Source organism: Gammaproteobacteria bacterium (genome assembly GCA_013151035.1).
Taxonomy (GTDB): domain Bacteria; phylum Pseudomonadota; class Gammaproteobacteria; order JAADJB01; family JAADJB01; genus JAADJB01.
In genome coordinates this window covers 1-11,813 of record JAADJB010000049.1, presented here as the reverse complement: position 1 = coordinate 11,813, position 11,813 = coordinate 1, and the positions used below count along the sequence as shown (strand labels likewise).

Here is an 11,813-nt window from a genome sequence, read left to right as displayed (position 1 = left end):
GTCGTTGGTTCGAATCCGATCGCGCCTACCAAAATTAATCGTAAAACCTGGGACAGACCCCAATTAAATAAGGGCAGACCTAAGGTCTGCCCTTATTTAATTGGGGTCTGTCCCCGGTTTTACCCGGTTACTACCCAATATTCCGCCGTTGCCTCACCGCCTCGGCAACCTCACGCAATAGCGGTTCGGTATCCTCCCAGTTGATACAACCATCGGTAATACTCTGACCATAGGTGAGATCCTTATTCGTGTCGACATTCTGGCGACCCGCAACCAGATGGCTCTCCAGCATGATGCCAAAGATACGTTGATCACCACCGGCAATCTGTTGCGCGACATCACGACAGACCTCGGGTTGTTTGGTGGGATCCTTGCTGCTATTGGCATGGGAGCAATCAATCATGATTTTTTCTTTTTGATGATGTTTGGTGAGCTCTTCTGCAGCGGTATTGACGCTGGCAACATCGTAGTTGGGTTTGAGCCCGCCACGTAGAATAATATGACAGTCTTCGTTGCCGGTGGTGGAAAAAATCGCTGAGTGCCCCTTTTTGGTTAAGGACATAAAGACGTGGGGACGTGATGCTGCCTGAATGGCATCAATGGCAATACCGAGTCCGCCACGGGTACCGTTCTTGAAACCAACCGGGCAGGACAGGCCTGAGGAGAGTTCGCGGTGCCCCTGGCTCTCTGTGGTACGGGCACCAATGGCTCCCCAGCTGACAAGATCAGCCAGATATTGAGGGCTGATGAGGTCAAGGAATTCGGTACCTGCTGGCATACCCATATCGGCGATATCGAGTAACAGGCTGCGTGCTTGACGCAGACCGAAATTGATATTAAAGCTCTCGTCCAGATGTGGGTCATTAATTAGGCCTTTCCAGCCAACGGTGGTACGAGGCTTTTCAAAATAGACGCGCATCACAATACACAGGTCTTTATCCAGGTCATTCTTCAATGCGCTGAGGTGTTGGGCGTATTCGCGTGCAGCCTTGGGGTCATGGATCGAACAGGGCCCGACGATGACTAATAGACGATCATCCTTGCTGTTGAGGATATTATGGATATCCTTTCGTGCTTGATGGATGGTGTCTGATGCGGTATTGGATACCGGGTATTCCTGGTGTAGCTGTTCAGGTGCAATGACCTCTTGCATGCCGGAGATGCGAATATCGTCGGTTATGTATTTCATTGTTTGATGTTGACCATGGATCGTTAATAATTAGAGCATTATATCTGAAAATCTTGTAATATTCGCATCTTGATTTTTATAACAAACATGTGGCCTTTAGTATGGGTCACCACTGGAGAAAGAAATGCCTGTAATTACCCTTCCTGATGGTTCTAAACGTGAATTTGATCAAGCCATTACTATCCATGATGTGGCGGCTGATATTGGTCCTGGTTTAGCCAAGGCAGCTTTGGCAGGCAAGATTGATGGTGAGTTGTTAGATACCAGTTTCCTGATTGAGAATGATGTTGAACTGAGTCTGATTACCGACCGTGATGAGGAAGGTATCGAGGTTATTCGTCACTCAACGGCTCATCTATTAGCGCAGGCGGTTAAACAGCTATTCCCCGAGGCACAGGTGACGATTGGTCCGGTGATCGAGGATGGTTTCTTTTACGATTTTTCCTACGAACGTGCCTTCACCCCGGATGATCTAGTGGTGATCGAAAAGAAGATGAAGGAAATTGTTAAACAGAATCTCCCGATTCAGCGTAGTGTGATGTTGCGCGATGAGGCGATTGAATATTTCAAGGGTATTGGTGAGGCGTATAAGGCTGAGATTATTGCTGATATACCTGCCGATCAAACCTTATCTTTATATCAGCAGGGTGATTTTACTGATCTGTGCCGTGGCCCTCATGTGCCGAGCACTGGCAAGCTCAAGAGTTTTAAGCTGATGAAACTGGCGGGTGCTTACTGGCGTGGTAACTCCGATAACGAGATGTTACAGCGCATCTACGGTACGGCGTGGAAAGATAAGAAAGAACTCAAGGCGCATCTGCATCGTTTGGAAGAAGCCTCGAAGCGTGATCATCGCAAGATTGGTAAGGCGATGGATCTGTTTCATACTCAGGAAGAAGCACCGGGCATGATCTTCTGGCACGATGCGGGCTGGAATATTTATCTGGAAATACAAAACTATATTCGTAAAAAACTGCGCATGAATGGTTATCAGGAGGTGCATACGCCACAGGTGCTGGATCGTTCCCTGTGGGAGAAGTCGGGTCATTGGGAGAAGTTTGGTGACATGATTTTTACCACGCATTCTGATAATCGTGATTATGCCATCAAGCCAATGAACTGTCCGGCACATGTTCAGATCTTTAATCAGGGTCTGAAAAGTCACCGTGATCTGCCTTTACGTCTGGCAGAGTTTGGCTCCTGTCATCGTAACGAGCCTTCGGGTACGCTACATGGTCTGATGCGGGTGCGTAACTTTGTGCAGGACGATGCCCATATCTTTTGTGTTGAGGATGACGTCCTGGCTGAGGTCTCGGATTTTATTGATCTGTTGTTCGAGGTTTATGCTGATTTTGGTTTTGACGATGTGATTATCAAGTTATCGACCCGTCCGGAAAAACGTGTCGGTGATGATGCCGTGTGGGACAAGGCAGAAAAGGCATTGCAGGATGCACTGGATCACAAGGCGCTGGCATGGGATCTACAACCGGGTGAGGGTGCCTTTTATGGCCCCAAAATTGAGTTCTCATTAAAGGATTGTCTGAACCGTGTCTGGCAATTGGGCACTATTCAGTTGGATTTCTCTATGCCGGATCGTCTGGATGCACATTATATCGCTGAGGATGGTAGTAAACAGGTGCCGGTGATGTTGCATCGTGCCATCCTGGGTTCTATCGAGCGTTTTATCGGTATTTTGATCGAACATTACGCCGGTTCACTGCCATTGTGGCTGGCACCTTGTCAGGTGATAATACTGAATATTACCGACCGTCAGGCCGAATATGGGCGAAAAATTGAAGAAACCCTCAAAAATAATGGCTTACGGGCAAAATTAGACTTGAGAAATGAGAAAATTGGCTTTAAAATTCGCGAACACACGATTCAACACATTCCTTATCTACTGGTTATTGGTGATAAGGAGGTTGAATCGAATACTGTGGCCGTGCGTACACGAACGGGTAAGGACTTAGGTGTGATGTCGATAGACACACTGCTTGAGGAACTTAACCGGGAAGTCGTGTCTCACGGTCGCTCTGTTTTGGAGGAATGACGTATTATTTCAAGTAAGAAGAATCAACATCGGGTAAACCAGAAGATTACGGCTCCCGAGGTTCGGGTGGTCTCAGACAAGAGTGAACAACTCGGTGTTATGACTATTGAAGAGGCATTAAATGTCGCTGATGAGGCCAATCTTGATTTAGTAGAGATTGCTCCACAGGGTGAGCCACCCGTTTGTCGCATAATGGACTATGGGCGGTTCAGATTTGAAGAGCAGAAAAAGCGTCAGGTCGCCAAGAAAAAACAGAAGCAGATTAGTGTTAAGGAAGTGAAGTTTCGTCCAGGTACGGACGTAGGGGATTATCAGGTAAAACTCCGCAACCTGATACGTTTCCTGACAGATGGGGATAAGGTCAAGGTAACCTTAAGGTTCCGAGGCCGTGAAATGGCTCACCAGGAGTTAGGTCGTGATTTGTTGAAGAGGGTTGAAGATGATCTTGCCGAATATGGCTCGGTTGAACAATTCCCCAAGATGGAAGGACGATTAATGGTGATGGTTATTTCCCCTCAAAAGAAGAAGTAGGGTACCACCGATTTTGTCGATCGGTTAAAGGGTCTGTATTTACAGATCAGGTACTAAATTATTAATACTACGAATACGGAGTAGTGAAATGCCAAAAATGAAGACAAATCGAGGCGCTGCGAAGCGTTTCAAGCGCACGGCTAAGGGTGGGTTTAAGCGTCGCCAATCCCACCTTCGTCATATTTTAACCAAGAAATCGAGTAAGCGTAAGCGCCATCTGTGTAAGACATTGATGGTTGATGCGGTAGATGTTCCATCTATCAAACGTATGCTCCCTTACAGTTAATTTAGAGGAATTTAGTCATGGCGCGAGTTAAACGCGGTGTTGTTGCACATGCAAAACACAAAAAAGTTTTAGATAAGGCGAAGGGTTATTACGGAGCCCGTCGTAAGGTTTATCGAGTAGCAAAGCAGGCAGTTATTAAGGCAGGGCAATATGCCTACCGTGATCGCCGTCAGCGTAAACGTCAGTTCCGTGCTTTATGGATTGCCCGTATCAATGCGGCAGCCCGTGAGAATGGTCTGTCATACAGTCGTATGATTAATGGTCTGAGCAAGGCAGGTATTGAAGTGGATCGTAAGGTTCTTGCTGATATCGCTGTGTTCGATAAGGTGGGATTTGCTGCGATTGCAGCACAGGCCAAGGCCGGACTGGACGCTTGAGAAAATAGCATCGCTTGACGGTGTAGTTTTTCTTTAGACGCGAAGGGGGAGGCATTGGCCTTCCCCTTTTTCGTTAGAACAACAGGTTGTTGTTTCTTGTTCCCATGCTCCTGCGTGGGAATACATACCGGAACTAATAATTGAATATAAGTTTGGGTTCCCACGCGGGAGCATGGGAACCAGGAAAAGAACAAATGGTGAATGACGATATGTCAGATGAATTACAAGCATTAGTTGAACAAGCAACACAACAGATCAATGCGGCGAATGATGAGTCGGCACTTGATGCTGTGCGCGTTCATTATCTGGGCAAGAAAGGTCTGTTGACAGAGCAGCTCAAACAACTGGGCAAGTTACCGGGTGATCAACGCAAGCAGGCCGGGCAGGCCATTAACCTCGCCAAGCGTGAGGTTCAGTTAGCGATTGAGAATAGAAAGCAGGTGTTGGCTGAGCAGGCGCTTGCCCATAAGTTGGCAAGTGAAACCATTGATGTGAGTCTGCCCGGTCGTGGGCAGGTGTCAGGTGGTATCCATCCGGTAACCCGCACCATGCGCAGGATTGAATCCTTCTTTAGCCAGTTGGGTTTTAGTGTGGCGGAAGGCCCTGAGATTGAGGATGACTTTCATAATTTTGAGGCACTGAATATCCCGGCACATCACCCGGCGCGTGCCATGCATGATACCTTTTACTTTGATGCGCACACCTTGTTGCGCACTCATACCTCGCCCGTGCAGGTGCGGGTTATGGAAGATAGTAAGCCGCCACTGCGGGTGATTGCTCCGGGTCGTGTCTATCGTTGTGATTCAGATTTAACACATACGCCGATGTTTCATCAGGTGGAGGGTTTGCTGGTGGATGAGTCGGTGAGCTTTGCGGATCTTAAAGGCATCCTGGATGATTTTTTGCGTCACTTTTTTGAACGTGATCTGGCGGTGCGTTTTCGTCCCTCCTACTTCCCCTTTACCGAGCCTTCGGCTGAGGTCGATATGGAATGTGTGATGTGTGGTGGCGAGGGTTGTCGGGTCTGTAGTCATACGGGTTGGTTAGAAGTGCTGGGTTGTGGCATGGTGCATCCCGAGGTGTTTAATCATGCCGGTATTGATAATGAAAAATATACCGGTTTTGCTTTTGGTATGGGTGTTGAACGTCTCGCTATGTTGCGTTATGGCGTTGATGATCTGCGCCTGTTCTTTGATAACGATCTTAAATTCCTGCAACAATTTAATGCGTAGATAACGATATGAAATTTTCAGAAAGCTGGTTACGTGAATGGGTTAATCCCTCGATAGCAACAGACGAATTGCTTGAGCGGTTGACGATGGCGGGTCTTGAGGTCGATGGTGTAGAACCTGCCGCGGCTGAATTTAGCGGTGTGTTGATTGGTGAGGTGAAGACCCTGGAGGCGCACCCGGATGCCGATAAGCTGCGTGTATGCACGGTTGATGTGGGTGTCGATGAGCCCTTACAGATTGTTTGTGGTGCACCTAATGTGCGTGTTGGCATGAAGGCCCCGGTGGCGACAGTGGGTGGCCGTCTGCCCGGTGGCATTAAGATCAAGAAGGCCAAACTGAGAGGGATGCCATCGCATGGCATGATGTGTTCAGTGCGTGAGCTGGGTATTGCGGATGAAGATGCCGGATTGATGGATCTGCCTGCCGATGCGCCGGTGGGGATGGATATTCGTGAATACCTGCAACTCGATGATCAGGTGATTGAAGTCGATTTGACCCCCAACCGGGGCGACTGCCTAGGCATTGCGGGGGTTGCGCGCGAAGTGGCTACCCTGTGTGAGATTGAGGTCAATGTACCGTCTATTGATGAAGTCAATGTTACCCTGAATGATGAATTGAAGGTGTCTGTCTCTGTCCCTGAGGCTTGTCCGCGTTATCTTGGTCGCGTTATCAAGGGTATTGATGTTAGTGCGCCAACACCCATATGGATGCAGGAACGTCTGCGTCGTGCCGGTCTGCGCAGTATTGATGTGGTGGTTGATATTACTAATTATGTCCTGCTGGAATGGGGGCAGCCGATGCATGCCTTCGATCTGGCCAAGCTTGATGGCGGACTTGACGTACGTTATGCCAGTGAAGGTGAGACCCTGGGCTTGCTGGATGGTAAAGATATTAATTTAACCTCGGATACCCTGGTGATTGCGGATCAAAAGGCGGTGCGAGCCATTGCCGGTATCATGGGCGGGGCATCGTCAGGTGTTTCTTTACAGACCCGTGATTTGTTTCTGGAGTGTGCCTTCTTTTCACCATTAACGATTGCGGGTAAGGCGAGAAGCTATGGAATGCAGACCGATTCTTCGCATCGATTTGAACGTGGTGTCGATCCGCAACTACAAGCACTTGCGATGCAGAGAGCTACCGGCTTGTTGCTGGATCTTGCCGGTGGTGAGGCGGGGTCGGTAACCGAGATCTGCTCACAGCAGGATTTGCCACAACAGAAAGCAATTCTTTTACGCCGACAACGTATTATGCGTGTATTGGGTATTGAACCGGGTGATGCTGAAGTGGAGTCCATTCTTCAACGTCTGGGGATGGTGCTACAGGGTGTGGATGACGGTTGGGAAGTGACGGCACCATCCTTCCGTTTTGATATTGCGATTGAAGCTGATCTGATTGAAGAGATAGCCCGTGTCTATGGTTATAATCAATTACCGAGTCGTCGCCCGGTTGCCAGCATGAATATGCGTGCGGTATCCGAGCAGCAGGTCAGTGTCGATCAATTGCGTGATCTGATGGTGCATCGTGGTTATCAGGAAGCGATCAGTTACAGCTTTGTTGATCCAGAGATGCAGGTTCGTCTTCATCCGGGGCAGGAAGCTGTTAGCCTGGCAAACCCGATTTCATCCGAGATGTCTGTGATGCGGGTAAGTCTGTGGAGTGGGTTGTTAAAGGCGCTTGAATACAATGTTAATCGTCAACAAAGTCGTGTTCGACTGTTCGAGTACGGAATGAGGTTTGTTCCACAAGGTGATGATATAAAACAAGATAATATAATGTCAGGTGTCTTGTATGGGGCGCGTGATCCCGAACAGTGGTCAGCAAGCGCAGCAAAATTTGATTTTTACGATGTAAAGAATGATGTTGAAGCATTACTGGATCTAGCCTCTTGTCATGGCAGGCTTGTATTTCAAGCCGCCAATCATCCCGCTTTACACCCGGGACAAACAGCAGATATCTTACTTGATGGGAATAGAGTGGGTTGTTTAGGTCGTATACATCCCGGTGTTGCCAAGGATCTTGGAGTGCCTGAACAGGTTTATTTGTTTGAGCTGGAACGTGCAGCCATACAGCAGGGTAACCTGGCGCATTATAAGACGGTATCAAAATTCCCGGCGATTCGTCGGGATCTGGCCATCATTGTGGATGAGGCGGTTAGTGCACAGCAGATTATGACAGAGATTCGTTCCTGTCAGCCTGATTATCTACAGGATATGATCTTATTTGATATTTATCAGGGCAAGGGCATAGAAATTGGACTAAAAAGTGTCGCTTTAGGCTTGATTTTACAGGACTATTCACGCACACTAACGGACGAGGATGTGGATAGGGTGATAACAAAAGTAACCGCACATCTAACGAATAAACTAGCAGCAAAATTGAGAGATTGAATTATGGCGCTGACAAAGGCTGAATTGGCAGAGATGCTGTTTGAAGAATTAGGGTTGAATAAACGCGAAGCAAAAGAGCTCGTTGAGATGTTTTTTGAGGAGATTCGTGCCGCACTTGAAGATGGTCGCCAGGTTAAATTATCCGGTTTTGGTAATTTTGATCTAAGGGATAAGGATCAACGTCCCGGTAGAAACCCCAAGACCGGTGAGGAAATACCTATTAGTGCACGTCGGGTTGTTACCTTCCGTCCCGGACAGAAATTAAAATCAAGGGTAGAAGCTTATGCTGGAAGCCAGCAATAATAACGATTTACCACCTATACCAGGGAAGCGTTACTTTACCATTGGTGAGGTCAGTGAATTATGTGGGGTTAAACCGCATGTTTTGCGTTACTGGGAACAAGAGTTCACCCAGCTTAAGCCGGTAAAACGCCGTGGTAATCGACGTTATTATCAACGTCATGACGTGATTATGATTCGTCAGATCCGTAGTTTGCTTTATGAAGAAGGCTTTACCATTGGTGGAGCCCGTCAACGTTTGTCAGGTGATGAAGCTAAGGATGATACCTTACAGAGCCAGCAAATTATTCGACAGCTTCGGGTGGAGATGGAAGACCTGTTACATGTATTGAGGCGATAAAAAATCTCGGGGCGTAGCGCAGCCTGGTAGCGTACCGGCATGGGGTGCCGGCGGTCGGAGGTTCGAATCCTCTCGCCCCGACCAATTAACAAAAATCAAACCACATACCTTTATTTGTATCGGATATGAGTTTTGGTTCGCTCTCCGAAGAGCAAGAGGCGAATAGTCGATATTTTTATGAGTTGGCGAGTGCTGAGTTTGGTTACAGGGAGAAATTGTTAAGCAAGGTTCAGGCCTTCCATTTTAAGGGTGGGCAAGGAGCCAAAACGGGTACTGGTGGCCATCTTCCGGGCAATAAGAATAATGGCAAGATATCACAGGTAAGAGGTATCGCCGAGGGTCAGCCGGCAATATCGCCACCTACGTTTAAAGAGCTTTCCTCGGTTGTCGATTTTAAGCGTTTCGCTGATCGTGTTCGAGAACTTACGAGTGGTATTCCAATTGGCTTCAAGCTTAGTGCCAATCATACTGAAAAGGGTATTCAGTTTGCCCTTGATGCCAGTGCGGATTATATAATACTGGATGGTCGTGGTGGGGGTACGGGTGCGGCTCCTGTCATGTTCAGGGATCACATCAGTGTTCCAACCATTCCTGCGTTGGCGCGCGCCTGTGGGCATGACGATTTGAGTAAATTTAACAGCAATGATCTGGCAACCTGGCATCGTGAGATGGCCTTGTTATCCGGTGTCGCGTATTCCGGTTTTGAGTGCCTCTGAGTTTACTGAATTACCACTTCTTCAGTTGATTTTCTTTTTATAGACATAGTCAAACACATGTTTATTGATGACTGGAGTAAGCATGTTGACAAGAAGGATTGCAAATGTCACTCCGTCCGGGTATGGAGTGTAATAGCGTATTATGATTGTGTAGGCACCTGCTATAACTGCATAGATGATTCTTCCTGGTGCGGAAAAAGGTGAGGTAATAGGATCTGTTAGTAGAAAAAAGGCGGCAAAGAGGGTACCACCTCCGAATAATTGAATAAATGGATTGTAGGCTAGCCACTCTGTATGTCCGATTATTCTGTCACCAGGCGGTAATATCCAGGCTAGAAGGCAAACCGTTGCCAGATAATAGAATGGGACCCTCCAATCGATGACACGGAAAAAAATCAGGAATAATCCCCCGGCTATTACGGCAAATGGAGATATTTGCGCTAATGTTGTGTATAAACCTGAGTTAAAAGGAATGTCCAGATTTGGTAAGAGTGCGCCCATTTCCTTAGCCAGGGGAGTTGCTTGTGTTATACCATCAATACCCCACCCTGTAGTGAAAAACAGTGATGGAATCGCTACCATTAGAATTGCTCTGGATAAGACGGCAGGGTTAAACAGGTTATGTCCCAGGCCACCAAACATATGTTTCCCCATCAATATAGCTATGGCACAACCTAAAGGAGGGATCCACAGGGGGATGTTTGCAGGTAAAATAAGTGCAAATATCAATGCTGTTATGAAAATGCTTTTATCAAATCCTTTTCTTCCAGCGATGAGAAGCTCAATAATACCGGCACTAATAATTGTTATTAAAACCAGTAGCGTGCCTTTCCATTCGTACTTAAGAATAGACGCTACCAGGGCAGGTGTTAACGCTATAAGTGTCAAATATATTATATTTGTAGTGGTCTGTTGCGAATGTATAAATGGTTTGATATTCATAAGTAGGCTAGGGGCTGGAAGATGATGTAGGTAATGCCGATTATTATCCAATGCAATGAATCTTTTTTGTTGCTAAATACGGCTAGATTTTTTTGGATTAAAATATTTAACACTAACCACATTATGCTATAAATCAAGGTTTCATAGATAGTATGAAATGGTGCCAGTGCCATAAGAAGTGCTATCGGAATCAGGCGATTAGGTAATATCAATGTTAGCAGGATAATAATAATGCTTTGAAAATGTGGATCTACTGGAAGAAACCCAATGAAAAATACTATGATGGGTGCTACCGCCATAAACTTCCATTTTTCAGGGAAATTAAAAAGAACATTGAGTGCAACAACCAGAAAAAAGGCATCATACATCTTCATGCTTTTTTCTCCCTTGCGGTTTTATATTGAAAAACAGCAAGACCAAATACAATAAGCAGTAGTCCGAGATTAAAAAATGGAGTGATGGGGAATGTAACCATTATCATAGCAATGGCGATTGTGGATAGTGACCTGGCGAGATTTATGCGTAGATTTTTACTGGAGTAAGTAATGAAATATCCGCTTGCGACAATAGCCAGTATATTTGCTGCCGGATCAATCAGAAAAGCCACCCATGCTAATAATAGCCAATATAGAAGGCCTCTGTTACCAATGATAATCGCACCTGCAAATAAAGCGGTTGCCCATATGATTGTTTCGTGGCTGGTCATAGCACAAAAAAATGGTAGCAAACCAGCAAGAATCCAGCTAAAGGTCGTTTGATTTGGCATATTTTTTCCAATCTTGAATTCTTTCATTAATACTATCATTTAATACTTGTGTAGAGATACTTGCACCTGTAACTGCATCAATTCGAATTGGATTGGCTATCGATTGCCCTAATAATTGATTTAAGACATTACTTTTATTAAATACTATAAAGGTCAGGCCTTCTCTGGAACGAGTGATTTTAGCATTGCTCACAAGTTTATCCTGCAGAACGATATAACCACTGATTTTTCCTTGAGCTCCGATGGCTTCAAAAGGCAAAAATGTGAATTTTTCATTATAAAAAACCGGTTTATCATTTAAAATGACCTTTTTGTTTATACCGATTATTCTGTTGGCCTGTATTTGGATCCCATCTTTTCCAAATAGGAAAATATCGGCATACAGAAGCACGGTTAAAGCTAGCAGACCAGATAATATTTTTCGCATCACCCGTCCTGAAGTTCTTCTTTTAATTCCCGTATTTTTTGCATAAGCGGTCGTCCGGCCGGGCAGATATATTGACATGCTCCACACTCAATACATTTCAGGATTTCACTATGCTTATCAGAGATCAGTACGGTTACAAATAATTTTAATGGGCAAGCATCAAGACATCTTCCACATTTTATGCAGGGGTTTCCTTCAGAAGTTAATAAATCAATGTCATGAAATGCGAATATTCCAGCTGTCCCTGCAAGGACAGTTTCTTTCTTTTTT

The 11,813-nt window shown here is 46.1% G+C and carries 14 protein-coding genes, 1 tRNA gene and 1 pseudogene; 10 read left to right on the top strand and 6 right to left on the bottom strand.

Going from position 1 to position 11,813, the window contains the following annotated elements:
* Nucleotides 1–130 precede the first annotated feature (130 nt).
* Nucleotides 131–1,189 carry a 3-deoxy-7-phosphoheptulonate synthase gene (locus GXP22_10820; GenBank protein ID NOX09955.1) on the bottom strand — a complete coding sequence of 353 codons (1,059 nt, stop codon included), beginning with the start codon at nt 1,187–1,189 and terminating at the stop codon, nt 131–133.
* 124 nt (nt 1,190–1,313) lie between these two features.
* Between GXP22_10820 and thrS the strand changes: the two genes are divergently transcribed.
* The 10 genes and pseudogenes from thrS to GXP22_10770 all read left to right on the top strand — a co-directional run bounded on the left by thrS (nt 1,314) and on the right by GXP22_10770 (nt 9,408).
* Complete coding sequence (thrS, locus tag GXP22_10815; protein NOX09954.1) at nt 1,314–3,239, top strand: threonine--tRNA ligase; 1,926 nt, start codon at nt 1,314–1,316, stop codon at nt 3,237–3,239.
* Between the two features lie 6 nt (nt 3,240–3,245).
* Complete coding sequence (infC, locus tag GXP22_10810; GenBank protein NOX09953.1) at nt 3,246–3,770, top strand: translation initiation factor IF-3; 525 nt, start codon at nt 3,246–3,248, stop codon at nt 3,768–3,770.
* Between the two features lie 88 nt (nt 3,771–3,858).
* The gene (gene rpmI / locus GXP22_10805) at nt 3,859–4,056 is read left to right on the top strand and encodes a 50S ribosomal protein L35 (protein NOX09952.1); all 198 of its coding nucleotides are present in this window, start codon (nt 3,859–3,861) and stop codon (nt 4,054–4,056) included.
* Between the two features lie 17 nt (nt 4,057–4,073).
* The gene (gene rplT / locus GXP22_10800) at nt 4,074–4,433 is read left to right on the top strand and encodes a 50S ribosomal protein L20 (protein NOX09951.1); all 360 of its coding nucleotides are present in this window, start codon (nt 4,074–4,076) and stop codon (nt 4,431–4,433) included.
* 209 nt (nt 4,434–4,642) lie between these two features.
* Nucleotides 4,643–5,665, top strand: a complete 1,023-nt coding sequence (pheS, locus tag GXP22_10795) for a phenylalanine--tRNA ligase subunit alpha (protein NOX09950.1) — start codon at nt 4,643–4,645, stop codon at nt 5,663–5,665.
* An 8-nt stretch (nt 5,666–5,673) separates the two neighbouring features.
* Nucleotides 5,674–8,052, top strand: a complete 2,379-nt coding sequence (gene pheT, locus GXP22_10790; GenBank protein NOX09949.1) for a phenylalanine--tRNA ligase subunit beta — start codon at nt 5,674–5,676, stop codon at nt 8,050–8,052.
* A gap of 3 nt (nt 8,053–8,055) precedes the next feature.
* Nucleotides 8,056–8,355 (top strand): integration host factor subunit alpha, encoded by a 300-nt coding sequence (gene ihfA / locus GXP22_10785; GenBank protein ID NOX09948.1) that lies wholly within the window; start codon nt 8,056–8,058, stop codon nt 8,353–8,355.
* On the top strand, nt 8,336–8,692 hold the full coding sequence (locus GXP22_10780) for a MerR family transcriptional regulator (protein NOX09947.1): 357 nt from the start codon (nt 8,336–8,338) through the stop codon (nt 8,690–8,692). Before ihfA ends, GXP22_10780 begins: the two co-directional genes overlap by 20 nt.
* A gap of 7 nt (nt 8,693–8,699) precedes the next feature.
* A tRNA-Pro gene (locus GXP22_10775) sits at nt 8,700–8,776 on the top strand.
* A 20-nt stretch (nt 8,777–8,796) separates the two neighbouring features.
* Nucleotides 8,797–9,408: pseudogene (locus tag GXP22_10770) on the top strand (FMN-binding glutamate synthase family protein).
* A gap of 21 nt (nt 9,409–9,429) precedes the next feature.
* On the opposite strand, the gene GXP22_10765 reads toward GXP22_10770, so the two are convergent.
* The 5 genes from GXP22_10765 to GXP22_10745 form a co-directional block, all read right to left on the bottom strand.
* Nucleotides 9,430–10,350, bottom strand: coding sequence for an RnfABCDGE type electron transport complex subunit D (locus GXP22_10765; GenBank protein ID NOX09946.1), 921 nt, complete (start codon nt 10,348–10,350; stop codon nt 9,430–9,432).
* Nucleotides 10,347–10,724, bottom strand: a complete 378-nt coding sequence (locus GXP22_10760) for a hypothetical protein (protein ID NOX09945.1) — start codon at nt 10,722–10,724, stop codon at nt 10,347–10,349. Before GXP22_10760 ends, GXP22_10765 begins: the two co-directional genes overlap by 4 nt.
* Nucleotides 10,721–11,116: a hypothetical protein gene (locus GXP22_10755; GenBank protein ID NOX09944.1), complete on the bottom strand. Its 396-nt coding sequence runs from the start codon at nt 11,114–11,116 to the stop codon at nt 10,721–10,723. The genes GXP22_10760 and GXP22_10755 overlap by 4 nt, the downstream gene beginning before the upstream one ends.
* Nucleotides 11,094–11,543, bottom strand: a complete 450-nt coding sequence (locus GXP22_10750; GenBank protein NOX09943.1) for a hypothetical protein — start codon at nt 11,541–11,543, stop codon at nt 11,094–11,096. Before GXP22_10750 ends, GXP22_10755 begins: the two co-directional genes overlap by 23 nt.
* Nucleotides 11,543–11,813 (bottom strand): 4Fe-4S dicluster domain-containing protein (locus tag GXP22_10745; protein NOX09942.1); only part of this gene is annotated, 271 nt, incomplete at its 5' end. The genes GXP22_10745 and GXP22_10750, both read right to left, overlap by 1 nt.